We start from the raw sequence: 26,970 nt of genomic DNA, 5'->3' as shown, positions 1-26,970 counted from the left end.
TCGGCTTCCCCGCTAAAGTGATCCACATGCTGGTAGCCGCCGCCGTGTGCCCCTGTCCGCCGCTGCTCGTCCCCGAGGTCGCCGCCGGGGCGGCGCCGGAGCTGGACGGGCTGCGCGCCGCCTGTGACGAGGCGCTGGCGGCGCTGGTCGCGGCCGGGCCGGAGCTGCTCGTGGTGGTCGGCACCGGGCCGGAGGCCGAGGTGTGGACCGAGGGCGGCGCCGGGTCGTTCCACCGGTACGGGGTGCCGCTGGCCGCCAAGCTGCCCGGCGGGCGGGTGGAGGGGCCGGAGCTGGCGCCCTCGCTGACCGTGGGCGCCTGGCTGCTGGAGCGCGCCGGGGTGGACCTGCCGACGCACGCCTGCGCCGTCCCGGCGGACGCCCCCGCCGACCGGATGCTCGGCCTCGGCCAGGGCTTGGCCGGGCTCGCCGACAGGGTCGGCCTGCTGGTGATGGGCGACGGCAGCGCCTGCCGCACGGTGAAGGCGCCCGGGTACCTGGACGAGCGGGCCGAGGGCTTCGACGCCGCCCTGGCCGCCGCGCTGGGCTCCGCCGACCTGTCGGCCCTGGCCGGGCTGGACGCCGGGCTGGCCGCCGAGCTCAAGGCCGAGGGCCGGGCGCCCTGGCAGGTCCTGGCCGGCGCCGCGGAGGGCGCCGGCCTCACGGCCCGGCTCGGCTACCAGGACGCGCCGTACGGGGTCGGGTACCTCGTGGCGTCCTGGTCGTAGTCGTAGTCGTAGGGCGTTACGGCTTCGGGGCCTCGCCCTCACCGCCCGGCTGACCGGACTGACCGGGCTGACCCGGTTGGTCGGGCTGGTCGGACTCGGGCTTGTGGGCGAAGTCGTTCACCGCGCCCTTGGCCTTGCCCGCGCCCTGCTCGATCTTGTCGCTGTACTTGCCCTTGGTCGCCTTGTCGATCGCGCCGCCGGCCTTGTCGACCATGCTGTCGATCTGCTCGTGGTGCTTGCCCGCGAGCTCGCTGGCCTTCTCCTTGAGCTCCTCGGCCTTGCCCTTGAGGTTGTCCATCAGGCCCATGGCGATCCCATTCCTTCCTCGACTGTCTCCCTGCACAACGTCCGTGGCCGGCAAAGCGTTCGCAAAGAAGGGCCGTCGGCCGAAACGGAGGAAACAGTCATATCGTCGCGCAGGTGCGGCCCGGCGGCAGCCCGATACCCGGGGCGGCGGCGCTTTTGGGAGACTGGAGCGGTGAGCAGCTCCCGTGTGATCAGCATCGTCGGCGCGACCGCCGCCGGAAAGTCCGACCTGGCCGTCGCCCTCGCCCGCACTCTCGGCGGCGAGGTGATCAACACCGACTCGATGCAGTTGTACCGGGGCATGGACATCGGCACCGCGAAGCTCACCACGGCCGAGCGCGGGGGAGTGCCGCACCACCTGATGGACGTCTGGGACGTCACCGAGGCCGCCAGCGTCGCCGAGTACCAGCGGCTGGCCCGCGCCGAGATCGACCGGCTGCTCACCGCCGGGCGCGTGCCCGTCCTGGTCGGCGGCTCCGGGCTGTACGTGCGGGCGGCGATCGACGAGATGGAGTTCCCCGGCACCGACCCGGCCGTGCGCGCCCGGCTGGAGGCGGAGCTGGAGGAGGCCGGCCCGTACGCGCTGCACCGGCGGCTGGCCGAGCTGGACCCGGCGGCCGGCGAGGCGATCCTGACGAGCAACGGGCGGCGGATCGTCCGGGCGCTGGAGGTCATCGAGATCACCGGGCAGCCGTTCACCGCCAACCTGCCGAGCAACACCGCCGTGTACGAGGCCGTGCAGATCGGCGTGGCCGTGCCGCGCCCCGAACTGGACGAGCGGATCGCGCTGCGGGTCGACCGGATGTGGGAGGCCGGGCTGCTGGACGAGGTGCGGGCGCTGGAGGAGGTCGGCCTGCGGGAGGGGCGGACGGCCTCGCGGGCGCTCGGCTACCAGCAGGTGCTGGCGCACTTCGCCGGGGAGTGCACCGAGGACGAGGCGAGGGCCGAAACCGTACGGGCCACCAAGCGGTTCGCGCGGCGCCAGGAGTCCTGGTTCCGCCGCGACGACCGGATCACCTGGCTCTCGCGCCCGGCCGGCACCGACCCCGTCGCACTGCTGGAACGGTCCCTCGAACTGATCGACCGTCAGGAAGTTCCTGCCCCTTAGTACCAGTTCAGGCCATTCGGACGGTGCACCTGCGCGCGCAGCCGACCGTGCAGGACGAACCGGGGGTCACGGCGCGATCACGTGATGGCCACGGATCACCCGCCGGACCCGGTACGGCCCGGACGGCCCCTCTGGACATGCCATCATCGATGCCGTAGGGGTCGGCCCGGGCGGGCCGACCGGGCCAGGCCGCGAGTCCGCTCGTGTCGAACTGTCAGGGGAGGCCGTGTGTCGACGGGTACCGGCCCCGAACCCGGCCAGAGCGGGAGCGTCACCGCGCCGGCCGAGGAGTTCGACGAGTCGACCAGGGGGGACCTCCCGGTGCTGACCGGCCTCGAAGCGCCCACCTCGTACGCGGTCGCGGTGCCCGCGCTGGACACCCGCACGCCGCCGGGGGGCGCTGTCCACGAGCGGGAGATCCGGCCGCGCCGTCGGCTGCGCTGGTGGCAGATCCTGCCGATCGCGCTGACCGGCATCCTCGGCTCGCTGATGTTCGCCTTCCCGCTCGCCTTCGGCTCGGCCGGTGCGCGCGCCACCATGGTCGGGATGCTGGGGCTGCTGCTCACCGCCGCCTCGGTCGGCTGGGGCGCGATGGCCGCCCGGCACGCCGGGTACAAGTGGCCCGGGCTGCCGCGCCGCGGCTCCGGGCAGCGGGCCGGCTGGAAGGCGATCGTGGTCTACACCCTCGTCGCGCTGGCCGCCTCGGTGCTCGCCGTCTGGCGGGTCGCGTACCTGAGGTAGGACCCCCGCCGCGAGCCGAAGGGCGCGCCGGTTCCGAGAGGGAGAAGCGAGGGAACGCCGACCGTCGGCACCGGGTCAAGAGCGCCCGGAGGCGAGCGGTCGAGTATCAGTACTATCGGGAGGGTGAGCGAATCCACCTCTCCGCGGGCCGGTCTCCCCTTCTTCAAGGGCCACGGCACCCAGAACGACTTCGTCATCGTCCCGGACCCGGACGGGCTGCTCGACATCGGGCCGGAGGCCGTCGCCGCGCTGTGCGACCGGCGGGCCGGGATCGGGGCGGACGGGCTGCTGCGCGTGGTGCGCGCGGCCAACGACCCGGCCGCGAAGGACCAGGCCGGCGAGGCCGAGTGGTTCATGGACTACCGCAACGCGGACGGCAGCATCGCCGAGATGTGCGGCAACGGCGTGCGGGTCTTCGCCCGGTTCCTGGTCGAGGCCGGCCTCGTCGGGCCCGGGGAGCTGGCGATCGCCACCCGCGCCGGGGTGCGCACCGCGCGGATCGCCGAGGACGGGCCGGACGGCACGCCCGGCGACGTCACCGTGGGCATGGGCCACGCCCGGCTGCCCGGTTCGGACGGCATCGAGGTGGCCGTCGGCGGGCGCAGCTGGCCGGCCGTGAACGTGAACATGGGCAATCCGCACGCCGTCGCCTTCGTCGAGAGCCTGGACCACGCCGGCGACCTGTACGCCGCGCCGCTCACCAGCCCGGAGGGGGCCTACCCCGAGGGCGTCAACGTCGAGTTCGTGGTGGACCGGGGCCCGCGCCACGTCGCCATGCGGGTGCACGAGCGCGGCTCCGGCGAGACCCGCTCCTGCGGCACGGGCGCCTGCGCCGTCGCCGTGGCGGCGATCCGCCGGGACGGCGCGGACCCGGCCGTCACCGGGGAGGCGGCCTCGTACACCGTGGACCTGCCCGGCGGCCGGCTGGTCATCACCGAACACCCGGACGGGCTGGTGGAGATGACGGGCCCGGCGGTGATCGTGGCGGAGGGGCGTCTGGACGAGCGCTGGTGGGCCTCGATTGCGAAGTAACCGCGACCGGATCGCGAGGTGACGGTCCGGCAGGGGGCCAGGTTTGCCCACTTCCGCCGGTGACGAATCCCCCCGTTCGGGTGATACCGGTCGCGGAGGGGAAGCAGGGCGACGCGGAACGTGCTCTGCTCGGTAGCATGGACCACCGGGTGATCACCCCTCGGGGGAGGGGTAGTGCGACCGGCCCTTCGAGGGTCAGTGCCCGGCGAGCTGCCGGAGGTGCCGATGACCATCGAAGCCGGGCAGTCCCTGACGGGGCAGCCGACGACCGCACGGCAAGCCGGGGCCCGACGGCCCCTCGGAGAGGGCCTGGCCGCCCTGGGGCGGGCCGGCCGGGCCGCCCTGCTCGCGACCGGCCGCCAGCCCGTGCCCGACGCGCTCGAACCGCTCGTGCGCGTCCACCGGGACCACCACCCGGCGGCCGACCTCGCGCTGCTCGCCCGCGCCTACCGGCTGGCCGAGGCCAGCCACCGAGGCCAGAAGCGCAAGAGCGGTGAGCCGTACATCACCCACCCGCTGGCCGTCACCATGATCCTGGCCCAACTCGGCGCCGGGACGACGACCTTGGTGGCCTCGCTGCTCCACGACACCGTCGAGGACACCGAGTTGACGCTCGACCAGGTGGGCGAGGGGTTCGGGCCCGAAGTCGCCTACCTGGTCGACGGGGTGACGAAACTGGAGAAGGTGGACTTCGGCGCGGCCGCCGAGGCCGAGACCTTCCGCAAGATGCTGGTCGCCACCGGGGACGACGTCCGGGTGATGGTGATCAAGCTCGCCGACCGGCTGCACAACATGCGCACCATCCGGCACATGAAGCCGGCCAGCCGGGTGCGGATCGCCAAGGTCACCCGGGACGTGCTGATCCCGCTGGCCGAGCGGCTCGGCATCCAGGTGCTCAAGGCGGAGCTGGAGGACATCGTCTTCGCCACCCTGCACCCCGAGGAGCACGCCCGCACCCGCGCCCTGATGGCCGGTCACGAGGACGAGCCGGACGCCCTGCTGGAGCCCTTCGCCCGGCAGCTCGCCCGGCAGCTGGCCGAGGCCGGGGTCGCCGCCGAGGTCACCGTCCGGCCCCGGCACTGCGTCTCGCTGCACCGGGTGCTGATCAGGCGGGGCGCCGTCACCGGACGGGACGGGCGGCCGCAGGGCCCGCAGCCCGCCGACTTCGGGCGGCTGCTGGTCGTCGTCGAGGAGAACGCCGACTGCTACGCCGTGCTCGGCGAGCTGCACACCTGCTGGACGCCGCTGCCCGGGGAGTTCAAGGACTTCGTCGCCGCTCCCAAGTTCAACCTCTACCAGTCCCTGCACACCGCCGTGGCGCTGGAGCGCGGCGCCGTCGTCGAGGTGCTGGTGCGCACCCGGCGGATGCACGAGGTCGCCCAGACCGGGGTGGTCGCGCTCGGCGACCCGACCCGGACGGCCGCCGCCCCGGACGCCGACGAGCTGGACCGCACCGACCCGGCCAGGCCCGGCTGGCTCAGCCGGCTGCTGGAGTGGCAGCAGGAGACGCCCGACCCGGACGCGTTCTGGTCCGCGCTCACCGCGGACCTGGCCGGGGACCGCGAGATCACCGTGGTGACGGAGGGCGGCGAAACGCTTCAGCTGAGGGCCGGGGCCACCTGTGTGGACGCGGCCTACCTCCTCGGCGAGGAGACCGGCCACCGATGTATCGGCGCCCGCGTCAACGGCCGGCTCACCGCGCTGTCCACCGCGCTGCGCGACGGCGACGTGCTGGCCGTCCTCACCGAGCCGCTGGGCGCCGGCTCCGCCCCGCCCTCCGGGCCGTCCCCGCAGTGGCTGGAGTTCGCGCGCACCCCCGCCGCCCGGCTGGCCATCGAGCGCTGGCTCGCCGACCACCCGGCCGGGCCGCCGGTGGTGCGCACCGGCCCGTCCCCGGACCCCGCCCCGGCCCCGCGGCGGGCCGCCGAGCGCCGCTCCGCGCCCGTGGAGGTCGCCGGGCGCCCCGGGGCCTCCGTACGGCTGGCGCGCTGCTGCACGCCCGTCCCGCCCGACGCCGTGACCGGCTACCCGATCCGCGGCGGCGCCGTCGCCGTGCACCGCACCGGCTGCCCCGCCGGGGAGCGGATGCGGGCGGACGGCCGGGCGGAGCTGGAGGTGCGCTGGACGCCGCAGGACGAGCCGGTGGCCGGCCACCGCGTCACCCTGGACGCCGAGGCGCTCAACCGGCCCCGGCTGCTCGCCGACCTCACGGCGGCGATCTCCGCCGAGGGCGTGGGCATCGTCTCGGCCGAGGTCGAGCCGCCGCAGCAGCTGCGGGTGCGCCACCGCTACACCGTCGAACTGCCCGAGCCGGGGGCGCTGCCCGGTCTGATGCGGGCGATGATGCGGGTCTCGGGCGTGTACGACGTGAGCCGCCCGCAGGCCCTGGCGGGGGGCGCGGCGGGGCGGCCGGGGCCGAAAAGGGGGTGACCGTCCGGCTACGGACGTGCGACCATCGAGGGGAATTCACGGCCGGTCCGCGGCGTTCTCAGGGCACAGGAGCCCCGGAGAAACCGCGGCCCCCAGGGGTTGCTCACCACGCCCGGACGGTAGCTTGGGCCACGGTTGGGCAGAATCCCGTACGGGGCCGTACCGACGGCCCCCGGAAGGCCACCCGAACCAGCACCCAAAGGACAGAATGACCTCCACGTTCGACACCCGCGACGACCACGCCGACGCCACGCGCCGCCTCGACGGTCTGCGGGCTGAAGCACTCATGGACGAGGACCTCGCGGCCATCGACGAGGACCTCGACCGCCACTACGACGGCGACCAGTACGACCGCAGCGAGCGTGCCGCCCTGCGCCGCGTCGCCGGCCTCTCCACCGAGCTCGAGGACGTCACCGAGGTCGAGTACCGCCAGCTCCGCCTGGAGCGCGTGGTGCTCGTCGGCGTCTGGACGGACGGCACGCTGCAGGAGGCGGAGAACTCGATGGCCGAGCTCGCCGCCCTCGCCGAGACGGCGGGCTCCGAGGTCCTGGACGGCGTCATCCAGCGCCGCGACAAGCCCGACGCCGCCACCTACATCGGCTCCGGCAAGGCCCAGGAGCTGCGGGACATCGTCTCCTCCACCGGCGCCGACACCGTCGTCTGCGACGGTGAGCTCACCCCCGGCCAGCTGATCCACCTCGAAGACGTGGTCAAGGTCAAGGTCGTCGACCGGACGGCCCTGATCCTGGACATCTTCGCCCAGCACGCCAAGTCCCGGGAGGGCAAGGCGCAGGTCTCGCTGGCGCAGATGCAGTACATGCTGCCGCGCCTGCGCGGCTGGGGTCAGTCGCTGTCCCGGCAGATGGGTGGTGGCGGCTCCGGCTCCTCCGGCGGCGGCATGGCCACTCGTGGTCCCGGTGAGACCAAGATCGAGACCGACCGGCGCCGCATCCGCGAGAAGATGGCGAAGCTGCGCCGCGAGATCGCCGACATGAAGAAGGGCCGCGACACCAAGCGCCAGGAGCGCAAGCGCCACCAGGTGCCGTCCGTGGCCATCGCCGGGTACACCAACGCCGGCAAGTCCTCCCTGCTCAACCGGCTCACCGGGGCCGGCGTGCTGGTGGAGAACGCCCTGTTCGCGACCCTGGACCCGACGGTGCGCCGGGCCCAGACGCCGAGCGGGCGGCTCTACACCCTCGCCGACACCGTCGGGTTCGTCCGGCACCTGCCGCACCACCTGGTCGAGGCGTTCCGCTCGACGATGGAGGAGGTCGCCGACGCCGACCTCATCCTGCACGTCGTCGACGGCTCGCACCCCGAGCCGGAGACGCAGCTGGCCGCCGTCCGCGAGGTCATCGTCTCGGTCGACGCGCAGAACGTCCCCGAGCTGGTGGTCATCAACAAGGCGGACGCCGCCGACCCGGAGGTCCTCCAGCGGCTGCTGCGCCGCGAGCCGCACGCCATCGTGGTGTCGGCCCGCACCGGCGCCGGCATGGAGGAGCTGCTGGCGCTCATCGACGACGAACTGCCGCGCCCGGCCGTCGAGGTGAGGGCCCTGGTGCCCTACACCCAGGGTGCGCTGGTCTCGCGGGTGCACGCGGAGGGCGAGCTGATCGCCACCGAGCACACCGGCGAGGGCACCCTGCTGCACGCCAAGGTGCCGGCCGAACTGGCCGCCGAGCTGGAGTACTTCGCGGTGGCCCTGCAGGGCTGAGACCGCTTCGCGCCGGCCCCGGACGGGATTTCCGTCCGGGGCCGACGCATGTCCGCGGCGCGCGTTCTCAGCGCACGTTCTTGGTGAAGTAGTCGAAGGCCTGCTTGGCCTGGTCCTGGAGCGAGGGCCCGGCCAGGTACTCGAACGGGTTGCGGTTGCCCAGCGAGGTGACGCTGACCAGGTTGGGCTTGCCGTCCCGGGTGACGAACCAGCCGCCGCCGCCCGCCCCGCCCGTCATGGTGCAGCCGATCACGTACATCGGCGGGCGGGTGCGGTCGAAGGAGAGCCGACCCGGGGCCGCGGCGGAGTCGCAGTGCTGCAACTCCTGGCCGTCGTACGGCCTCTCGACCGGGAACCCGTACGCGGCGGCCGAGGTGATCTGCTCGCGCGGGGCGTTGAACCAGACGGGCACCGAGCCGCCGACGGCCTCCTCCAGCGAGGTGGCGCCCTCGCCGCGGACCCGGACGATCCCGTAGTCGTACTGGTCGTGCGCGCCGACGCCGCCCTCCTGCAGCCAGGTCGGCGAGACCAGCGCGCGCACCGCCGTCCAGCGGCCGTACGGGGCGGCCTGCTGGTCGGTGTACGGCTTGCCGCGGGCGGCCTGGCCGTCCCGGTTGAAGCCGGGGACGAAGACGAGGTTCCTGAGCCAGCCGCCGCCCTTGCCCTCGTGCAGGCAGTGCGCGGCGGTGTAGACGAGGTTGCTGCGGCCCGGGTTGAGCGGGTCGGAGACCACCGTGCCGGAGCAGGCGGCGTCGCCCCTGGGCGCGGTCGCGAAGATCCGGCCGGCGACGGCGGTGGCCGGGGCGTACGGGTGCGGCTGCGGCGCGGCCTTCACGGCGGCGGGCGGGGCGTCGCGCTGGACCTCGCCCTTGGCGGGGGAGGTGAGGGAGTACTCCTGCACCAGGCGGGCCTTGGCGGCCTCCATCCGGGCGGTGGTCCAGAAGCCCGGTGCCACGTCGTTGCGGAAGGCGCTGTCGGCGGTGAACCTCGCCCAGTCCTCCAGCTTCCAGCCGCTCAGGTCGCCCAGGCTGGTCGGGGCCGCCTTCGGCAGGGCGCTGGGCGGATCGGCGGCGGGGGCGGCGTCCGGGCCGCAGGCCGTCACGGTGAGGGCGAGCGCGCCGAGCAGCGCGGCGGCGGCCGTGGTGGCCCGGCGCGCTGCTCGGCCGGTGGTGCTGGGCATGCTGGTGGTTCCCCCGTGGTGGTTCCGTGCTGCGGCGCTACTGCTTGTGGGAGATCCAGTCCAGCGCCGTCCGGGCGACGGCCTCCAGGTACGGGCCGCTGAGCGAGGTGTGGCCCTGGGTGCCGATCGAGGTGTTGCTGACCAGGGCCGTCCGGCCGTCCGGCATGGTGGCGAACCAGCCGCCGCCGCTGGATCCCTGGGTCATGTCGCAGCCGATGGTGAGCATGGTCGGCCGCTTGGCGTCGAAGGAGAGCCTGGTCGGCCTGCCGCCCTCGCAGCGGTAGAGCTCCTGGCCGTCGAAGGGCTTGGCCAGCGGGTACCCGACGGCCGCCACCTTCAGCTGGTCGCGGGGCGCGTCGAACCAGACCGGGACGGCCGAACCGACCGTCTCCTCCAGGGACTTGCCGGTGTCGCCCTGGTTGTGGACCCGCATCACCGCGAAGTCGTACTGGTTGGCCGCGTCGCCGCTGCCGCCGCCCTCGACCATCCACTGGGGCGAGGTGGTGACCTGCTCGGCCCACCAGGTGCCCAGCGGGGCCAGCTCCGACAGCGGGGCGCGCTTGCCGCCGGTGGAGGCGCCGGAGTTGTTGTAGGCGGGCACGAACACGAGGTCCTTGTAGAAGCCGCCGCCCTTGCCCTCGTGCACGCAGTGGCCGGCCGTCCAGACCAGGTTGCTCTTCCCGGGGTGCTGCGGGTCGGTGATCACCGTCGCCGAGCAGTTGCCGCGGCCGCCCTTGGCGCTGAAGAACACCTTGCCGGAGGGCTGCCCGGTGTACGGGCGGGGCACCGCCACGGCCTTGACCAGCGGCGGCTCCGGATCCGTCACGCCCTCGTCGGTGGACGGCTTCGGGGTGGCGGGGGAGGGCTTGGCGGTGGGCGGGGCCGGGTCGGCGGGCGTGGAGTCGCCCATCTTGTCCGGGTCCCAGAAGTCCTTCACCACCGGGTTGTTGAAGACGTGCTTGGACGCCCACTTGTCCCAGTCGTCGAACTTCCACTTCTTGAGGTCGTCCCAGGTCCTGGGCAGGCCCTCCAGCAGGCTGCTCGGCAGTCCGGAGGGCAGCGTGATCGCGGCGGGCGAGGCGCTCACGGAGACGGGCGGCGGCTCGGCCACCGTCGAGCCGCTGTCGCCCGCCGGGCCGTCCGGTCCGCAGGCGCTCGCGGCGAGCAGCGTCCCCGCGACCACGGCGGCGGCCAGGGCTGACCGGTGGATCCTAGGCATCTGGGCACATCCCCCTGTGCTCGGTCGGGCGGTGGAACGGCGGTTCGCCGCCCAGGAGTCTTCCATCGCCGTACACGACGGCGGTCGCCGCCCCCCGGGTTGCGGACCGCCCCGGGGGTCACCGATCCGTGACCCGGAGGGGCCCGCTCCGGCGACGCAGCAGGCTTCGCGGCGCCCATGGCCGACTATCACCGATCTTCACCCTTACGAGTGAACCGTCCTTGTGATCACCCGTCATGGATAGGTAACCCTTACCTGACGCGACGGATGACGCGACGGATGCGGGTGCCACAGGCCCGCGCACCGCCACCCGCGCGTCGGCACCCCCACGCGCACCAAGGAGCAGCCTTGAGCACCGCCCTCACCGGAGCCCCGCCCGTACCGCTGACGCCGCCCGCGGACTCCCTGAGCCAGGACCACCCGTGCGGGCCCGATCCGCTGCTGCACCCCGACCCGGCCGTCGCCGCCGAACAGGCCGCCGTGGAGGCCCTGTTGCGGTGCTGGGCGCGCGAGACCGGTGCCCGGCCCGGGCCGGACGGACGGCTGCGCATCGACGTCCTCGGCGGCGCCGCCCGGCTCAGCGCGCCCGTACGCCACTGGTCGCCCGCCGGCTGGCACCGCTTCGGCCGGGCCGTCCTCGGCGCCGGCGGGGACAGCGCGGGCCAGGGCAGGGCCGACGCCCCGGTCGACGCCGTCACCACCGCCGCGCTGCTCGCCGCCGCGGCCGCCGACCGCCCCGACCCCGGGCAGGTCGCCGACCTCGCCGCCCGCGTCGCCGACTCCGTCGTGCGCACCGCCGACATCCTCGCCCACCACCGCGGCGCCGTCGCCCCCGGCGGCCCCGAGCGCTCCCGCTTCCTCGCCGCCGAACAGGCCCTCCTCCTCGGCCACCCGCTGCACCCCACCCCCAAGAGCCGCGACGGCCTCGGCCCCGCCCAGAGCGCCGCCTACTCGCCCGAACTGCACGGCTCCTTCCAGGTCCACTGGTACGCCGTCGACCGCTCCCTCCTCGCCTCCGGCTCCGCCACGGGCGACAGCGCCGACCGCCTCACCGCCGCCCTCCTCGGAGACGCCCTCACCCTGCCGCCCGGCACCGCCGCCCTGCCCCTGCACCCCTGGCAGGCCCGCGAACTCGCCCACCGCCCCGCCGTCGCCGCCCTCCTCGCCGACGGGCTGCTGCACGACCTCGGCCCCGCCGGCGAGCCCTGGCACCCCACCTCCTCCGTGCGCACCGTCTACCGGCCCGGCACCCCCTGGATGCTCAAGCTCTCCCTCGGCCTGCGGATCACCAACTCCCGCCGCGAGAACCTGCGCAAGGAACTCCTGCGCGGAGTGGAGATGCACCGGCTGTTGGAGAGCGGCCTCGCCGCCGAGTGGCACGCCGCCCACCCCGGCTTCGACATCGTCCGCGACCCGGCCTGGATCGGCGTCGACCACCCCGGTCTCGGAGACCCAGGAGGCCTGGACACCGTCCTGCGCGCCCAGCCCTTCGCCCCCGCCGACCGGGTGTTCTGCGTCGCCGGGCTCGTCGCCGAACAGCCGCGCGGCACCGGCGAGAGCGTCCCCTCCCGGCTCGGCGACACCCTGCGCGCCCTCGCCGCCCGCACCGGCCGGCCGCTGCCCACCGTCTCCGCCGAATGGTTCCTGCGCTACCTGGACGCCGTCGTCCTGCCCGTCCTGTGGCTCGACGGCCGCGGCGGCATCGCCCTGGAGGCCCACCAGCAGAACAGCCTCGTCCGGCTCGACGCCGACGGCTGGCCCCTCGGCGGCCACTACCGCGACAACCAGGGCTTCTACTACCGCGAGAGCGCCGCCGACCGGCTCACCGCCCGGCTGCCCGGGCTCGGCACCGAGAGCGACACCTTCCTCCCCGACGAGGTCATCGACCACCACTTCGCCTACTACCTCGGCATCAACCACGTCCTCGGCCTGATCGGCGCCTTCGGCAGCCAGGGCCTCGCCGACGAGACCGTCCTGCTCGCCGGGCTGCGCCGCTTCCTCGCCGGCCCGCGCGCCACCGCCACCGGCTCGGCGCTGCCCGCGCTGATGCTGGACGCGCCCACCCTGCCCTGCAAGGCCAACCTGCTCACCCGGATCAACGGGCTCGACGAACTCGTCGGCCCCGTCGCCACCCAGTCCGTGTACGTGGACATCCCCAACCCGCTGGCGGACGCCCGATGACCATCGACCCCGCCCGGTGGGGCGCCACCCCCACCCTCGCCGGCGCGTTCGAACTCCGGCCCGTCCGGCTCCCGCAGGACCTGGAGACGCTCGTCGCCTGGATGAACGACCCCGAGGTGGCCGAGTTCTGGCAGCTCGCCGGGCCGCCCGCCGTCACCGAGGCGCACCTGCGCCCCCAACTCGAGGGCGACGGCCGCAGCGTGCCCTGCCTCGGGCTGCTCGACGGCGAGCCGATGAGCTACTGGGAGGTCTACCGCGCCGACCTCGACCCGCTCGCCCGGCACTACCCCGCGCGACCGCACGACACCGGGATCCACCTGCTCCTCGGCCCCACGACGGCGCGCGGGCGGGGGCTCGGGGCCGTCCTGATCACCGCCGTCGCCGCGCTGCTCCTGTGCCGACTCGACGCCTGCGAACGGGTGGTGGCCGAACCGGACGTGCGCAACCGGCGCTCCGTCCGCGCCTTCGAACGGGCCGGCTTCCGGGCCGACGCCGAACTCGACCTGCCCGACAAGCGCGCGGCCCTGATGGTCCGCGCCCGATCCGCCCAGCCCTCTTAGGACGCCCCCGTGGACACACCGGCACCCGCCCAGCCGCCGTACGACCTGCTCGGCGTCGGCATCGGCCCGTTCAACCTCTCCCTCGCCGCGCTCGCCGAGCCCGTACCCGGCCTGCGCGCGCTCTTCTGCGAGCAGCGCCCCGAATTCCGCTGGCACCCCGGCATGCTCGTCGACGGCGCCCGGATGCAGGTGCCCTTCCTCGCCGACCTCGTCTCCCTCGTCGACCCGACCAGCCGCTGGTCCTTCCTCAACTACCTGCGCGAACAGGACCGGCTGTTCCCGTTCTACTTCGCCGAGCGCTTCCAACTGCCCCGCCGCGAGTACGACCACTACTGCCGCTGGGCCGCCGAGGGCCTCGCCGCCTGCCGCTTCGGCACCGAGGTCACCGCCCTGCACTGGGAGGAGCCCTACTACCGGGCCGAGCTGACCGAGACCGCCACCGGCCGGCGCAGCACCGTACGGGCCCGCAACCTCGCCCTCGGCGTCGGCACCCGGCCCGTCCTGCCCGAGGCCTTCGCCGAACTGGCCGGCCACCCCGGCGCGTTCCACTCCGCCGAGTACCTCGACCGCCGCGACGGCCTCGCCGGCGCCCGCGACATCACCGTCGTCGGCAGCGGACAGTCCGGCGCCGAGGTCTTCCTCGACCTGCTGCGCCGCCACGAGGGCGACGGCGTCCGGGTGCGCTGGCTCACCCGCACCAGGGCCCTCGCGCCCATGGAGTACTCCAAACTCGGCCTGGAGCACTTCACCCCCGACTACACCCGCTACTTCCACGGCCTGCCCGCGCCCGTACGCGACGGCCTCGTCGCCGCCCAGTGGCAACTGCACAAGGCCGCCAGCGCCGAGACCCTCGCCGAGATCCACGACCACCTCTACGAGCGCACCATCGGCCGCCCCATCGACTCGATCCCCGTCGAGATCACCCCCGGCACCGCCGTCACCGCCGCCCGACCCGGCCCCTGCGGCGGCCTCGAACTGCACTGCCGCCACACCGACTCCGGCGCCGAGCACCTGCTGCGCACCGACGCCGTGGTGCTCGCCACCGGCTACCGGGCCGCCAGCCCGGCCGCGCTCGAACCGATCGCCCACCTGATCGACCGGGACGAGGCCGGGCGCTACCGCGTCGACCTCGACCACCGCGTCTCCACCCGGTCCGCCCTCACCGGCGGCCTCTACGTCCAGAACGCCGAACTGCACACCCACGGCGTCGGCACCCCCGACCTCGGACTCGGCGCCCACCGGGCCGCCGTCATCCTCAACGCCGTCACCGGGCGGACCGTCCACCGCCTGCCCACCCGCACGGCCTGGACGGGCTTCGCGCCACCCGCACCCGCCCCGAAGGCCTCCATCCCACGCCCCCAGGAGCTGACCCGTGCCGCAACCGCCGGCCGCTGACACCCCGCTCTACCTGCCGCCCCACCTCACCGCCGGGCACTGGCGCCGGGCCGGGCGCGACCTCCTGGCCAAGATGATCGGCGAGTTCGCCTACGAGGAGCTGCTCGCCCCCGAACCGGGCCCGACCGAGGGCGCCTACCGGCTCGAACTGCCCGAGGTCTCCTACGAGTTCACCGCCCGCCGCGGCGCGTACGGCAGCTGGCAGGTCGACCCGGACTCGGTGCGCTGCACCCGCCCGGAGGGCCTGGACCCGCTGCGCTTCCTCCCGTACGCCCGCACCACCCTCGGCGTCGGCGGCGAGACCGCCGGGCACCTCGTGCGCGAACTCGCCGCCACCCTCACCGCCGACGCCCGGCAGCTCGCCACCGCCCTCAGCGCCGCCGAACTCGCCGAGCTCGACCACCCCGCCATCGAGGGCCGCCAGGGCGGGCACCCCTGGATCGTCCCCAACAAGGGCCGCATCGGCTTCTCCGGCAGCGACGCCGCCCGCTGGACCCCGGAGGCCCGCAGCCCCCGGCCGCTGCCCTGGATCGCGGTGCACCGCAGGCTCGCCGAGTACCGGGGCGTGCCCGGCCTGGAGCGGCCCGAGCAGCTGTACGCCCGGGAGCTCGACGACGTGGACGCGCTGCGCGCCGTGCTCGGCCCCGAGGCCGGGGACTACCTGCTGCTGCCCGTCCACCCCTGGCAGTGGGAGCAGACCGTGCTGCCGCTGTTCGCCCCCTGGATCGCCTCCGGGGAGATCGTCCCGCTGCCCACCGACGGGGACCCACGGCTGCCCCAGCAGTCCATCCGCTCCTTCTTCAACACCGCCCACCCCGAGCGCTGCACCGTCAAGCTGCCCCTGTCCATCCTCAACACCCTCGTCTGGCGCGGCCTGCCCACCGAACGCACCCTCGCCGCGCCCGCCGTCACCGCCTGGCTGCACGGGCTGCGCGACAAGGACCCGTACCTGCGCGACGAGTGCCGGGTGATCCTGCTCGGCGAGATCGCCTCCGTCACCGTCGACCACCCGGTCTACCGGGAGCTGCCCGAGGCGCCGTACCAGTACAAGGAACTGCTCGGCGCGATCTGGCGCGAACCGCTCGGCCCCTTCCTCGAACCCGGCGAGCGCGCCCGCACCCTGGCCGCCCTGCTGCAGACCGGCTCGGACGGGCGGGCCCTCGCCGCGGAGCTGATCGCCCGCTCCGGGCTCACCCCCGCCGAGTGGACGGCCCGGCTCTTCGCCGCGATGCTGCCGCCGCTGCTGCACTTCCTCTACCGCTACGGGCTGGTCTTCTCGCCGCACGGGGAGAACGCCATCGTGGTCTTCGACGACCGGGACGTGCCCGCCAGGCTCGCCGTCAAGGACTTCGTCGACGACGTCAACCTCAGCGACCAGGACCTGCCCGAGCTGCGCGACCTGCCCGCCGACGTCGCCGACGTCCTGCTGCGGGAGAACCCCCAGGACCTGTGCCAGTTCATCCACTCCGGGCTGTTCATCGGCGTCTTCCGCTACCTCGCCCCGCTCCTGGAGGCGCAGACCGGGCTGCCCGAGCCGGAGTTCTGGGCGCTGCTGCGCGCCGCGATCCGCGGCCACCAGGCGCGCTTCCCCGAACTGGCCGAGCGCTTCGAGCTCTTCGACCTGTTCCGGTCCGAGATCGACCGGCTCTGCCTCAACCGCAACCGGCTGCTCCTGGACGGCTACCACGACCGCCCCGCCCGCCCGCACGCCGCGCGGCACGGGACGGTGCCCAACGCCCTGGTGGCCGTGGAGGTGCGGCCTCCCGCGATGCGTCTTCCCGCGCAGCAGGACCGGATTGTCACCCCCGCCCCGTAGGCTGGGAGGGTCATGACGAACGACTCCGAATCCCAGCTCGCGGCACCGCTCGATGAGGCCGCTCCCGTCGACGGGGCCGACGACGCAGAAGCGCCCGTGGCCGTCCCGCGCTCGCGCATCCCCGACCTGCTGCACGCCGCGGTGGAGGCCGTGGGCGGCGTGGAGCGCCCCGGCCAGCTCCGGATGGCCGAGGCCGTCGCGGACGCCGTCGACCACGGCGAGCACCTGCTCGTCCAGGCCGGCACCGGCACCGGGAAGTCCCTCGCCTACCTGGTGCCGGCGCTCGCCCACGGCGACCGCGTCGTGGTCGCCACCGCCACGCTGGCGCTCCAACGCCAGCTCGTGGAGCGGGACTTGCCGCGTACGGTCGACGCGCTGCACCCGGTGCTGCGGCGGCGCCCGCTGTTCGCGATGCTCAAGGGCCGCTCCAACTACCTCTGCCTGCACCGGGCCAACGAGGGCACCCCGAGCGAGGAGGGCGAGGGCCTGTTCGACGCGGTCGACGCGCTCGGCGGCCCCGCCGGCAAGCTCGGCAAGGAGGTGCTGCGGCTGCGCGACTGGGCGGACGAGACGGAGACGGGCGACCGCGACGACATGAGCCCCGGCGTCTCCGACAAGGCCTGGGCGCAGCTGTCGGTCACCTCCAAGGAGTGTCTGGGCGCCACCCGCTGCGCGTACGGGCAGGAGTGCTTCGCGGAGAAGGCCCGCGAGCGCGCCAAGCTGGCGGACGTCGTGGTCACCAACCACGCGATGCTGGCGATCGACGCGATCGAGGGCGCGCCGGTGCTGCCCGAACACGGGCTGCTGATCGTGGACGAGGCGCACGAGCTGGTCAACCGCGTCACCGGCGCGGCCACCGCCGAGCTGACGGTGGGCGCCGTCAACCGGGCCGTGAAGCGGGCGGCGCGACTGGCCAACGAGAAGGCCGTGGACGCGCTGCAGGCCGCTGCCGAGAACTACCACGGCCTGATGGAGACGGCCCAGCCCGGCCGGGTGGAGGAGCTGCCCGAGTACCTGGCGTACGCCGTCACCGCGATCCGGGACGCCTCCCGGCAGGTGATCACCTCGCTGGGGGAGACCAGGGACAAGGGGCTCAGCGACGAGGACGCCGTGCGCAAGCAGGCGATGGCCTCGGCGGAGACGCTGCACGAGACGGCGGACCGGCTGCTGGAGGGCTCCGAGTACGACGTGGTCTGGATCGAGCGCAGCGACCGCTACGGGCTGGGCACGGCCTCGCTGCGGGTCGCGCCGCTGAGCGTGTCCGGGCTGCTGCGCGAGGGCCTGTACAAGGAGCGCTCGGTGGTGCTCACCTCGGCCACCCTCAAGCTCGGCGGGGACTTCAACGGCGTGGCCGGCTCGGTCGGCCTGCCCAAGGAGGCCAGGCTGCCGGACGAGCGGACCGCGGGGGACAACCCTGAGCCCGGCCTGTCCTTCGAGGAGGACGCCGTCCCGTACTGGCGGGGCATCGACGTCGGCTCGCCGTTCAGCTACCCCAAGCAGGGCATCCTGTACGTCGCCAAGCACCTGAACGACCCCGGGCGCGATCCCGAACGGCCGGACATGCTGGACGAGTTGGAGGAGCTGATCAGCGCGGCGGGCGGGCGCACGCTCGGCCTGTTCTCCTCGATGCGCGGCGCCCAGGCGGCCGCCGAGGCGATGCGGGAGCGGCTGGACCACCGGGTCCTGCTCCAGGGCGAGGACACCCTGGGCGAGCTGATCCGGGAGTTCGCCTCGGACGCGACCACCTGCCTGTTCGGCACCCTGTCGCTCTGGCAGGGCGTGGACGTGCCCGGCTCGGCCTGCCAGCTGGTCGTGATGGACCGCATCCCGTTCCCCCGGCCGGACGACCCGCTGATGAGCGCCCGGCAGAAGGACGTGGAGCAGCACGGCGGGAACGGCTTCATGGCCGTGGCGGCCACGCACGCGGCGCTGCTGATGGCGCAGGGTGCCGGGCGGCTGGTGCGCGCCTCGGACGACCGGGGCGTGGTGGCGGTGCTCGACCCGCGGGTGGAGACCAAGCGGTACGGGGGGTTCTTCCGCTCCTCGATGCCCGAGTTCTGGTACACCACGGACCGCAACCAGGTGCGGCGCTCGCTGGCGGCGATCGACGCCTCGGCGACGCCGGTGCGGCCGGTGGCGAAGCGGGGCTGACGGCCCCGCGGAACGACGGAGGGGCTCCCCGCGGTGATCCGCGGTGGAGCCCCTTCCCGTTGTCCGTTCGCGGCGCCGCCGGAGGGCGGCGTCGCGGTGCCGCCGCGGTGCCGTCAGAGGCGGCGCAGGACGGCGACGACCTTGCCCAGGATGGTCGCGTTGTCGCCGTTGATGGGCTCGTAGGCCGGGTTGTGCGGCATCAGCCAGATCCGGCCGTCCTCGCGCTTGAGCCGCTTGACGGTGGCCTCGCCGTCGATCATGGCAGCCACGATGTCGCCGTTCTCGGCGACGGGCTGGCGGCGGACGGTGACCCAGTCGCCGTCGCAGATGGCGGCCTCGATCATCGAGTCCCCGCGGACGGTGAGCGCGAACAGCTCGCCCTCGCCGACGAGTTGGCGCGGGAGGGGGAAGACGTCCTCGACCGTCTGCTCGGCGAGGATCGGCCCGCCGGCGGCGATCCGGCCGACCAGCGGCACGTACGAGGTCGAGGGACGCCCGGCCGTCTCGGCGGTGTTGGGGCGGGCGACCTCGACGCCGCGGACCTCGTAGGCGCGGGGGCGGTGCGGGTCCCTGCGCAGGAAGCCCTTGCGCTCCAGGGCCATCAGCTGGTGCGCCACCGAGGAGGTGCTGGACAGGCCGACGGCCTGGCCGATCTCGCGCATGGACGGCGGGTACCCCCGGCGCTGGACGGAATCCCGGATCACCTCGATCACCCGGCGCTGGCGCTCGGTGAGGCCCGCCTCGTCCGTCCGGATGCCGGGGGGGCGCCCCGGCAGGGCGCGGGCGGGGGAAGAGTGGGTGTCGTCCATGGCGGGGGAGTGCTCGATGGGCTGGTCCGGGACGCGGCCCGCGCCGGAGAGGGCCGCCCCGGAGAGGCGGTGGTCTTCGCTACGGTCCATGTTGATGTCCACACCCTGCGGATTCGTGGTGCGCTGCCCCACCTTGAACTGGGAGTGTTCCTGCACCGGGATGGTGTTGCTCTCGATCGTGTTCACGGCGGCCCCTCTCGACGGCTGTCCTCTCCTTTTTCCAGCCCAACGCGCCTCCTATCGAAAGGTTGCGCCAAACACACGTTCGAGTGAATTATTCGGGAGTTGACTGACTCGATCAAGGCTTTGTTGTACATCGATTAAGTGTTCGACCGGAAGCCGACTTCGGAAGTCTAATCCGCACGCGACACGCCAGGGGCTCCGCCTCCACCGAACACCTAGATGTAGTGGCTAGTCTCCTCTCCGTGCCCAGTGCTTGTGGTCGCGGCGCATGATCAGCTTGCCGAGGCCCGGGGCACATCGCATAGACTCGACTGGTCCGCACGTCCTGCCAGGGAGGGATCTCTCAGGTGCACTGCCCCTTCTGCCGGCACTCCGACAGCCGCGTTGTCGACAGCCGGACCACCGAGGACGGCAGCTCCATCCGACGCCGCCGGCAGTGCCCGGACTGCGGCCGCCGATTCACCACGGTGGAGACGGCCGCGCTGATGGTCATCAAGCGCAGCGGCGTCACCGAGCCGTTCTCCCGGCAGAAGGTCATCACCGGCGTCCGCAAGGCCTGTCAGGGCCGCCCGGTCACCGAGGACGCCCTCGCACAGCTCGGCCAGCGGGTCGAGGAGTGCCTGCGCGCCAACGGCAGCGCGGAGCTGACCACCCACGACGTCGGGCTGGCCATACTCGGCCCGCTCAAGGAGCTCGACGTGGTCGCCTACCTGCGCTTCGCCAGCGTGTACCAGGCGTACGACGGACTGGAAGACTTCGAGGCCGCCATCGCGGAGCTCCGCGCCGAGCGGTCGACCCCCGAGGCGGAGGACACCCGCGTGGCCGTCCCCGCCGCCGCGCCCTAGGCGGCGCACCCCCCGGGCCCCGTCGCGGGCCCCGCGCACCACATCGGCCCTCCGGGGCCCCCGCGCGCCCGAAATCTGGGCGCAGAACATGACAAACCGTGCACAGGCAGGCGGGGCTCCGGCTGCCCGCACACCGGAAAGACGAACCAGCGGTGCCCGGACTTTTCAGGGCACTTCGGGCGTTTGCCCAGGAGGAGGAGCGAGAAGTGACAGACACCACGAGCGGTTCCGCGCGAGGGTCGAAGTCCGGCAAGGCCGCGGCCAAGGGCGCCGGCAAGGCCCCCGAGGGCGGTCTGAGGATCGGGCGCATCTACACCACTCCTGGCGTGCACCCGTACGACGAGGTCCGCTGGGAGCGGCGCGACGTCGTCATGACCAACTGGCGCGACGGCTCGATCAACTTCGAGCAGCGCGGCGTGGAGTTCCCCGACTTCTGGTCGGTCAACGCCGTCAACATCGTCACGTCCAAGTACTTCCGCGGCGCGGTCGGCACCCCGCAGCGCGAGTGGAGCCTCAAGCAGATCATCGACCGCGTGGTGCTCACCTACCGCGCCGCCGGTGAGAAGCACGGCTACTTCGCGACCAAGGACGACGCGGAGGTCTTCGAGCACGAGCTGACCCACGCCCTCCTCCACCAGGTGTTCAGCTTCAACTCGCCGGTCTGGTTCAACGTCGGCACCAAGCAGCCCCAGCAGGTCAGCGCCTGCTTCATCCTGTCCGTCGACGACTCCATGGAGTCGATCCTCGACTGGTACAAGGAAGAGGGCATGATCTTCAAGGGCGGCTCCGGCGCCGGCCTCAACCTCTCCCGCATCCGTTCTAGCAAGGAACTGCTCTCCTCCGGCGGCAACGCCTCCGGCCCGGTCTCCTTCATGCGCGGCGCCGACGCCTCCGCCGGCACCATCAAGTCCGGCGGCGCCACCCGCCGCGCGGCCAAGATGGTCGTGCTCGACGTCGACCACCCGGACGTCGAGGCCTTCATCGAGACCAAGGTGAAGGAGGAGGAGAAGATCCGCGCCCTGCGCGACGCGGGCTTCGACATGGACCTCGGCGGCGACGACATCACGTCCGTCCAGTACCAGAACGCCAACAACTCCGTCCGCGTCAACGACGAATTCATGACCGCCGTCGAGAACGGCACCGAATTCGGCCTGCGCGCCCGGATGACCGGCGAGGTCATCGAGACCGTCGACGCGAAGAAGCTGTTCCGCAAGATGGCCGAGGCCGCCTGGGCCTGCGCCGACCCCGGAATCCAGTACGACTCCACCATCAACCACTGGCACACCTGCCCCGAGTCGGGCCGCATCAACGCGTCCAACCCGTGCTCGGAGTACATGCACCTGGACAACTCCAGCTGCAACCTCGCCTCGCTCAACCTGATGAAGTTCCTGCGCGAGGACGACTCGTTCGACGCGGAGCGCTTCGCCAAGGTCGTCGAGCTGGTCATCACCGCGATGGACATCTCCATCTGCTTCGCCGACTTCCCCACCGAGAAGATCGGCGAGACCACCCGCGCCTTCCGCCAGCTCGGCATCGGCTACGCCAACCTCGGCGCCCTGCTGATGGCCACCGGCCACGCCTACGACAGCGAGGGCGGCCGCGCCCTGGCCGGCGCCATCACCTCGCTGATGACCGGCACCGCCTACCGCCGCGGCGCCGAACTCGCCGCCGTGGTCGGCGCGTACGACGGCTACGCCCGCAACGCGGCCGCGCACCAGCAGGTCATGAAGCAGCACGCCGACGCCTCGCTGGACGCCGTCTCCTTCGACGAGCTGGACGCCCCGGTCCGGCTCCAGGCCAACAAGGCCTGGCAGGACACCGTGCGCCTCGGCGCGCAGAACGGTTTCCGCAACGCCCAGGCCTCGGTGCTCGCCCCGACCGGCACCATCGGCCTGATGATGGACTGCGACACCACCGGCGTCGAGCCCGACCTGGCCCTGGTCAAGTTCAAGAAGCTCGTCGGCGGCGGCTCGATGCAGATCGTCAACGGCACGGTGCCGCGGGCGCTCAAGCGCCTGGGCTACCAGGACGAGCGCATCGAGGCGATCGTCGCCCACATCGCCGAGCACGGCAACGTCGTGGACGCGCCGGGCCTCAAGCCGGAGCACTACGAGGTGTTCGACTGCGCGATGGGCGAGCGGACCATCTCTCCGATGGGCCACGTGCGGATGATGGCCGCGATCCAGCCCTGGATCTCCGGTGCCATCTCCAAGACCGTGAACATGCCCGGCAGCGCGACCGTCGAGGACGTCGAGGAGATCTACTTCGAGGCCTGGAAGATGGGCGTCAAGGCGCTCGCCATCTACCGCGAGAACTCGAAGGTCGGCCAGCCGCTCTCGGCCAAGAAGAAGGAGCCCGAGGCCAAGGCCGAGGAGGCCCCGGCCGCCGCGGTCGAGAAGGTCGTCGAGTACCGCCCGGTCCGCAAGCGCCTGCCCAAGGGCCGTCCCGGCATCACCACCTCCTTCACGGTGGGCGGCGCCGAGGGGTACATGACCGCCAACTCCTACCCGGACGACGGCCTCGGCGAGGTCTTCCTGAAGATGTCCAAGCAGGGCTCGACCCTCGCGGGCATGATGGACGCCTTCTCCATCGCCGTCTCGGTCGGTCTGCAGTACGGCGTGCCGCTGGAGACGTACGTCTCGAAGTTCACCAACATGCGCTTCGAGCCGGCCGGTCTCACCGACGACCCGGACGTGCGGATGGCCCAGTCGATCGTCGACTACATCTTCCGCCGCCTGGCGCTGGACTTCCTGCCGTTCGAGACCCGCTCGGCGCTCGGCATCCACTCCGTCGAGGAGCGCACACGCCACCTGGAGACGGGCTCCTACGAGCCGCTGGAGGCCGAGGAGATCGACACCGAGTCGCTCGCCCAGTCCGCCCCGGTCGCCGCCGCCAAGCCCGCCGCCCAGGCCCCCGCCCCCGTCGAGGCCCCCAAGGCCGCGCCCCGGCAGGCCCACAACTCCACGGAGCTGATGGAGATCCAGCTCGGCCTCAACGCCGACGCCCCCCTCTGCCTCTCCTGCGGCACCAAGATGCGCCGCGCCGGCTCCTGCTACCTCTGCGAGGGCTGCGGCTCCACCAGCGGCTGCAGCTGATCACCGGCTCGATCCACCGCTGAGGCGGGGCGAGGACTTCACGTCCTCGCCCCGCCTCTTTTTTCGTCTCGTCCAGGCGTCCCGGCGTGCCGATGTCACGGTCGGGGGTGGTGGTCGGTCGGGAGGGGGACGGGATCGTGCGATGAGAGGAGTGGTGTGGTGACGGGTGCGGTGCTGGTGACCGGGGCGACGGGGACGTTGGGGCGGGAGGTGGTGCGGCTGTTGGCGGCGCGCGGGGTGGTGGTGCGGGGGTTGAGCCGGCGGGCGCGGGCCGGGGGTGACGGGGTCGAGTGGGTGGTCGGGGACCTGGTGACGGGGGCCGGGGTCGCGGAGGCGCTGGACGGGGTGGAGACGGTCGTGGACTGCGCGACCACCCAGGGGAGCAAGGACGTGGAGGGGGTGCGCCAGCTGGTGGGGCGGGCCCGGGAGGCCGGGGTGCGGCACCTGGTGTACGTGTCGATCGTGGGGATCGACCGGGTGCCGATCGGCTACTACCGCACCAAGCTGGCCTGCGAGCAGGTGGTGCGGGAGTCGGGGCTGGGGTGGACGGTGCTGCGGGCGACGCAGTTCCACGACCTGCTGTTCAGGGTCTTCGACGCGTGCGCGAAGTCTCCGGTGTTCCCGGTGGTGAACGGGGTGCGGATCCAGCCCGTGGACGTCCGGGAGGTCGCCGTGGCGGTGGCGGGCCTGGTGGGGCGGGAGCCGGTCGGGTTCGCGCCGGAGGTCGGCGGGCCGCAGGTGCGGTCGTACCGGGAGCTGGCGCAGGCGTACCTGCGGGCGGCGGGGAGGCGGCGGGTGCTGCTGCCGCTCCCGGTGCCGGGTGCGGCGGGGCGCGGGCTTCGGGAGGGCGGGAACCTGACGCCGGAGCGTGCGGTGGGGACGGGGACCTTCGAGGAGGCGCTGGCGGCGCGGTTCGGGGGCTGAGGGTGCCGAGGGTGCCGAGGGTGCCGAGAAGTGTCAACCAGGGTTGACACTCCGGTGAGGTGTCAACCATAGTTGACAGCATGAGCGACAGCGGAGAACTCGCGGCCGCGGCGAGCAGCCGCGACCCCGCCGTGGGGCTCCGGGCGGTCCGCGCCCTGCGCGATCTCGCGGACCGCCTGGAGGGCCTCCAGGTGGGCAACGCCCGTACACAGGGCTGGTCCTGGCAGGACATCGCGGTCTGTCTGGGTGTGACCAGGCAGGCCGTGCACAAGAAGTACGCCCGTCGGGGGGCCGGCAAGGACGAGGACGGAGGCTGAGCGATGTTCGAGCGATTCACCGAGGCGGCACGGCAGACGGTTCTGGCCGCGCAGGGGGAGGCGCAGGAGTTGCGGCACCCCGCCATCGGGACGGAGCACCTGCTGCTGGCGGCCCTGCGCCAGCCAGGGGACCCGTCCGCCGCGGTGCTGATCGAGGCCGGGCTGGACCTGGAGACGGCGCGGGCGGCCGTGCGCCGCCTGCTCGGGGAGGGCGACCAGGCGGAGGCGCTGGCCTCGATCGGGGTGGACCTGGGGGCCGTGCGCGAGGCCGTGGAGTCCGTGTTCGGGGAGGGCGCGCTGGACGCGCCGGCGGCGGAGGAGCCGAAGCGCCGGGGGTGGTTCCGCTCCGGCTCCGTCCACTTCGGGCGGGCCGCGTTCACGGCCCCGGCGAAGAAGGCCGTGGAGCTGTCCCTGCGCGAGTCGTTGCAGCTCAGGTCGGGCCGCATCGACGTGGGCCACCTGCTGCTCGGGGTGATCCGCGAGGGCCAGGGGCTCGGGGTGCGGGTGATCGTCGACCACGGGCTGGACCTGGCCGCCGTGCGCGGGGCGATCGAAGGGGCGCTGACCGCCGGGCCCGCGTGAGCCGGCCTCACGCGAGCCGGCCCCGGGTGGTGCGTGTGCGACGCGCACCGGCGGTGGACGGTCCGTCAAGCGCCCGTTCGAGACGGGGGTCCGAATGACTATGATCTGCCGGATCGTGTGAACCGAACAGCCGCCCGGAGACGTTTCCCGACGTCACCGGGCGGCTGTTCGGTTCGCGCCCGCCCGCCACCCTCGAAGGAGACGCCGATGACTGCCGCCGCCCCGGCCCCGATCGCCCTGGACCCGCTGGCTCGCGACAGCGCCGCCGAGGGAGCCCTGCTGCGGGAGGCCGGCCCGGTGGTGCCGGTGACCCTGCCCGGCGGGGTGGCGGCCTGGGCGGTGGCGCGGCACGAGGCGGCCCGGGCCCTGCTCACCGACGCCCGGCTGGTGAAGGACGCCCGGCACTGGGCCGCGTACCAGCGTGGCGAGGTGCCCGCGGACTGGCCGCTGATCGGCCTCGCCGTGCCCGGCCCGAGCATGGTCACCACGGACGGCGCCGAGCACCGGCGGCTGCGCGCGATCGTCGCCCAGGCGTTCACCCCGCGCCGGGTCGAGCTGATGCGCCCGCGCGTGGAGGAGATCGTCCGCACCCTGCTGGACGGCCTGGCGCAGGGCGGGCCGGTGGTGGACCTCAAGGCGGCCTTCGCCTTCCCGCTGCCGATGACGGTGATCTGCTCGCTGCTCGGCGTGCCCGAGTCCGACCACGGGACCCTGCGCGACCTGTACGAGCGGTTCTTCGGCATCAAGCCGGACCCGGCGGGCATCCGGGCGACCGTCGCCGCGCTGAACGCCTTCGTCAACGACCTGGTGGCGCAGCGCCGTTCGGCCCCCGGTGAGGACCTTGCCAGCGCCCTGCTGGCCGCCGACGCCGACGCCGACGCCGACGCCGACGCCGAGGGTGAGGGCGGGGGCGGGGCGCTGAGCGACGCGGAGGCGGCGGCCACCCTGCGGGTGATCATCGCGGCGGGGCACGAGACGACGGTGAACCTGATCGGCAACGCCGTACGGGCGCTGCTGGCGCACCCCGAGCAGCTGGCGCTGGTGCGCTCGGGGGACGTGCCCTGGGAGGCGGTGGTGGAGGAGTCGCTGCGCTGGACGCCGCCGACGAGCAACTTCCTGTTCCGCTTCACGGCGGAGCCGGTCGAGGTCGGTGACGCGGTGATCCCCGCGGGGGAGCCGGTGCTGGTCTCGTACAACGCGATCGGCCGGGACCCGGCGCAGCACGGGGCGACGGCCGAGCTGTTCGACGTCACCCGGGGCCAGAGCCGACACCTGTCCTTCGGGCACGGTCCGCACGTCTGCCCGGGCTCGCCGCTGGCGCGGCTGGAGGCGGGGGTGGCGCTGCCGGCGCTGTTCGAGCGGTTCCCGGAGCTGGCGCTCGCGGTGCCGGACGGGGAGCTGCGGGCGAGCCCGTCGCTGGTGGTGAACAGCCTGCTGGAGCTGCCCGTCCGGCTGCGCTGACGGGGGTGGTTCCCGGCCGGTGCCGTCACGGTCGGGGCTGCGGTCACGGTCGGGACGCGGGCGTGGTCGGGACGCGGGCGCGGTCGGGGTACCGGCGCGGGAAGGCCGGACGCGGATCTCGACGGCGGCGGACGGCTGCGTTAACGTCGACGAATCGGTTCGGCCCGCCGGTCGTTCGCCCACCCGCGATCCCCGT

General features: G+C 73.6%; 21 protein-coding genes. 17 read left to right on the top strand and 4 right to left on the bottom strand.

Going from position 1 to position 26,970, the window contains the following annotated elements; genetic code table 11:
• Positions 1-26: 26 nt before the first annotated feature.
• Positions 27-725, top strand: a complete 699-nt coding sequence (locus ACIRRS_RS30385; protein ID WP_402977379.1) for a class III extradiol dioxygenase subunit B-like domain-containing protein — start codon at positions 27-29, stop codon at positions 723-725.
• A gap of 16 nt (positions 726-741) precedes the next feature.
• On the opposite strand, the gene ACIRRS_RS30380 is transcribed toward ACIRRS_RS30385, so the two are convergent.
• Positions 742-1,032: an antitoxin gene (locus tag ACIRRS_RS30380; protein WP_402977377.1), complete on the bottom strand. Its 291-nt coding sequence runs from the start codon at positions 1,030-1,032 to the stop codon at positions 742-744.
• Positions 1,033-1,203: 171 nt separating this feature from the next.
• On the opposite strand from ACIRRS_RS30380, the gene miaA reads away from it, so the two are divergent.
• From miaA to hflX, 5 genes are all read left to right on the top strand, one after another.
• Positions 1,204-2,139: a tRNA (adenosine(37)-N6)-dimethylallyltransferase MiaA gene (miaA, locus tag ACIRRS_RS30375; RefSeq protein ID WP_402977374.1), complete on the top strand. Its 936-nt coding sequence runs from the start codon at positions 1,204-1,206 to the stop codon at positions 2,137-2,139.
• Positions 2,140-2,367: 228 nt separating this feature from the next.
• Positions 2,368-2,880 carry a hypothetical protein gene (locus tag ACIRRS_RS30370; protein ID WP_402977372.1) on the top strand — a complete coding sequence of 171 codons (513 nt, stop codon included), beginning with the start codon at positions 2,368-2,370 and terminating at the stop codon, positions 2,878-2,880.
• A 123-nt stretch (positions 2,881-3,003) separates the two neighbouring features.
• A complete protein-coding gene (gene dapF, locus ACIRRS_RS30365) occupies positions 3,004-3,912 on the top strand; it encodes a diaminopimelate epimerase (protein ID WP_402977370.1) in 909 nt (302 codons plus the stop codon).
• A 225-nt stretch (positions 3,913-4,137) separates the two neighbouring features.
• Entirely contained in the window at positions 4,138-6,342 is a 2,205-nt protein-coding gene (locus ACIRRS_RS30360) for a RelA/SpoT family protein (protein ID WP_402977368.1), read from the top strand.
• Positions 6,343-6,550: 208 nt separating this feature from the next.
• Positions 6,551-8,056, top strand: a complete 1,506-nt coding sequence (gene hflX / locus ACIRRS_RS30355) for a GTPase HflX (protein WP_402977366.1) — start codon at positions 6,551-6,553, stop codon at positions 8,054-8,056.
• Between the two features lie 67 nt (positions 8,057-8,123).
• Here the strand turns inward: hflX and ACIRRS_RS30350 are convergent, their stop codons facing one another.
• Together ACIRRS_RS30350 and ACIRRS_RS30345 are read right to left on the bottom strand one after the other, a co-directional pair.
• Positions 8,124-9,236, bottom strand: coding sequence for a trypsin-like serine peptidase (locus ACIRRS_RS30350; RefSeq protein WP_402977364.1), 1,113 nt, complete (start codon positions 9,234-9,236; stop codon positions 8,124-8,126).
• Between the two features lie 37 nt (positions 9,237-9,273).
• On the bottom strand, positions 9,274-10,455 hold the full coding sequence (locus ACIRRS_RS30345; protein ID WP_402977361.1) for a hypothetical protein: 1,182 nt from the start codon (positions 10,453-10,455) through the stop codon (positions 9,274-9,276).
• A gap of 267 nt (positions 10,456-10,722) precedes the next feature.
• On the opposite strand from ACIRRS_RS30345, the gene ACIRRS_RS30340 reads away from it, so the two are divergent.
• The 5 genes from ACIRRS_RS30340 to ACIRRS_RS30320 are packed head-to-tail and all read left to right on the top strand — an operon-like array spanning position 10,723 to position 18,558.
• Complete coding sequence (locus ACIRRS_RS30340; protein WP_402977359.1) at positions 10,723-12,636, top strand: IucA/IucC family protein; 1,914 nt, start codon at positions 10,723-10,725, stop codon at positions 12,634-12,636.
• Positions 12,525-13,196: a GNAT family N-acetyltransferase gene (locus ACIRRS_RS30335; RefSeq protein ID WP_402977425.1), complete on the top strand. Its 672-nt coding sequence runs from the start codon at positions 12,525-12,527 to the stop codon at positions 13,194-13,196. The genes ACIRRS_RS30340 and ACIRRS_RS30335 overlap by 112 nt, the downstream gene beginning before the upstream one ends.
• A gap of 9 nt (positions 13,197-13,205) precedes the next feature.
• Complete coding sequence (locus ACIRRS_RS30330; protein WP_402977357.1) at positions 13,206-14,591, top strand: lysine N(6)-hydroxylase/L-ornithine N(5)-oxygenase family protein; 1,386 nt, start codon at positions 13,206-13,208, stop codon at positions 14,589-14,591.
• Entirely contained in the window at positions 14,569-16,407 is a 1,839-nt protein-coding gene (locus ACIRRS_RS30325; RefSeq protein ID WP_402977354.1) for an IucA/IucC family protein, read from the top strand. Before ACIRRS_RS30330 ends, ACIRRS_RS30325 begins: the two co-directional genes overlap by 23 nt.
• Before the next feature lie 12 nt (positions 16,408-16,419).
• The gene (locus tag ACIRRS_RS30320) at positions 16,420-18,558 is read left to right on the top strand and encodes an ATP-dependent DNA helicase (RefSeq protein WP_402977352.1); all 2,139 of its coding nucleotides are present in this window, start codon (positions 16,420-16,422) and stop codon (positions 18,556-18,558) included.
• A gap of 113 nt (positions 18,559-18,671) precedes the next feature.
• Here the strand turns inward: ACIRRS_RS30320 and lexA are convergent, their stop codons facing one another.
• Complete coding sequence (lexA, locus tag ACIRRS_RS30315) at positions 18,672-19,553, bottom strand: transcriptional repressor LexA (protein WP_402977349.1); 882 nt, start codon at positions 19,551-19,553, stop codon at positions 18,672-18,674.
• A gap of 344 nt (positions 19,554-19,897) precedes the next feature.
• Here lexA and nrdR point away from each other — a divergent pair, with 344 nt between their 5' ends.
• The 6 genes from nrdR to ACIRRS_RS30285 all read left to right on the top strand — a co-directional run bounded on the left by nrdR (position 19,898) and on the right by ACIRRS_RS30285 (position 26,774).
• Positions 19,898-20,395, top strand: coding sequence for a transcriptional regulator NrdR (gene nrdR / locus ACIRRS_RS30310; RefSeq protein WP_402977346.1), 498 nt, complete (start codon positions 19,898-19,900; stop codon positions 20,393-20,395).
• Between the two features lie 206 nt (positions 20,396-20,601).
• Entirely contained in the window at positions 20,602-23,490 is a 2,889-nt protein-coding gene (locus ACIRRS_RS30305; protein WP_402977343.1) for a vitamin B12-dependent ribonucleotide reductase, read from the top strand.
• A 159-nt stretch (positions 23,491-23,649) separates the two neighbouring features.
• Positions 23,650-24,414 carry an SDR family oxidoreductase gene (locus ACIRRS_RS30300; protein ID WP_402977340.1) on the top strand — a complete coding sequence of 255 codons (765 nt, stop codon included), beginning with the start codon at positions 23,650-23,652 and terminating at the stop codon, positions 24,412-24,414.
• Positions 24,415-24,494: 80 nt separating this feature from the next.
• Positions 24,495-24,731, top strand: a complete 237-nt coding sequence (locus ACIRRS_RS30295; protein ID WP_402977337.1) for an RNA polymerase subunit sigma-70 — start codon at positions 24,495-24,497, stop codon at positions 24,729-24,731.
• Between the two features lie 3 nt (positions 24,732-24,734).
• Positions 24,735-25,313, top strand: a complete 579-nt coding sequence (locus ACIRRS_RS30290) for a Clp protease N-terminal domain-containing protein (RefSeq protein ID WP_402977334.1) — start codon at positions 24,735-24,737, stop codon at positions 25,311-25,313.
• 207 nt (positions 25,314-25,520) lie between these two features.
• A complete protein-coding gene (locus ACIRRS_RS30285; protein ID WP_402977331.1) occupies positions 25,521-26,774 on the top strand; it encodes a cytochrome P450 in 1,254 nt (417 codons plus the stop codon).
• Positions 26,775-26,970: the final 196 nt, after the last annotated feature.

The organism is Kitasatospora sp. NPDC101183, from assembly GCF_044767945.1.
GTDB lineage: Bacteria > Actinomycetota > Actinomycetes > Streptomycetales > Streptomycetaceae > Kitasatospora.
The sequence above is the reverse complement of the archived record's forward strand: the minus strand, read 5'-3'. Positions and strand labels throughout refer to the sequence as shown.

What these genes read in the sequence shown, in the direction of transcription:
- ACIRRS_RS30285 (WP_402977331.1), top strand. Translation starts at nt 25,521, where the DNA reads ATGACTGCCGCCGCCCCGGCCCCGATCGCCCTGGACCCGCTGGCTCGC.
- ACIRRS_RS30295 (WP_402977337.1), top strand. Translation starts at nt 24,495, where the DNA reads ATGAGCGACAGCGGAGAACTCGCGGCCGCGGCGAGCAGCCGCGACCCC.
- hflX (WP_402977366.1), top strand. Translation starts at nt 6,551, where the DNA reads ATGACCTCCACGTTCGACACCCGCGACGACCACGCCGACGCCACGCGC.
- ACIRRS_RS30290 (WP_402977334.1), top strand. Translation starts at nt 24,735, where the DNA reads ATGTTCGAGCGATTCACCGAGGCGGCACGGCAGACGGTTCTGGCCGCG.
- ACIRRS_RS30360 (WP_402977368.1), top strand. Translation starts at nt 4,138, where the DNA reads ATGACCATCGAAGCCGGGCAGTCCCTGACGGGGCAGCCGACGACCGCA.
- ACIRRS_RS30385 (WP_402977379.1), top strand. Translation starts at nt 27, where the DNA reads ATGCTGGTAGCCGCCGCCGTGTGCCCCTGTCCGCCGCTGCTCGTCCCC.
- ACIRRS_RS30350 (WP_402977364.1), bottom strand. Translation starts at nt 9,236, where the DNA reads ATGCCCAGCACCACCGGCCGAGCAGCGCGCCGGGCCACCACGGCCGCC.
- ACIRRS_RS30345 (WP_402977361.1), bottom strand. Translation starts at nt 10,455, where the DNA reads ATGCCTAGGATCCACCGGTCAGCCCTGGCCGCCGCCGTGGTCGCGGGG.
- ACIRRS_RS30340 (WP_402977359.1), top strand. Translation starts at nt 10,723, where the DNA reads ATGACGCGACGGATGCGGGTGCCACAGGCCCGCGCACCGCCACCCGCG.
- ACIRRS_RS30320 (WP_402977352.1), top strand. Translation starts at nt 16,420, where the DNA reads ATGACGAACGACTCCGAATCCCAGCTCGCGGCACCGCTCGATGAGGCC.
- ACIRRS_RS30380 (WP_402977377.1), bottom strand. Translation starts at nt 1,032, where the DNA reads ATGGGCCTGATGGACAACCTCAAGGGCAAGGCCGAGGAGCTCAAGGAG.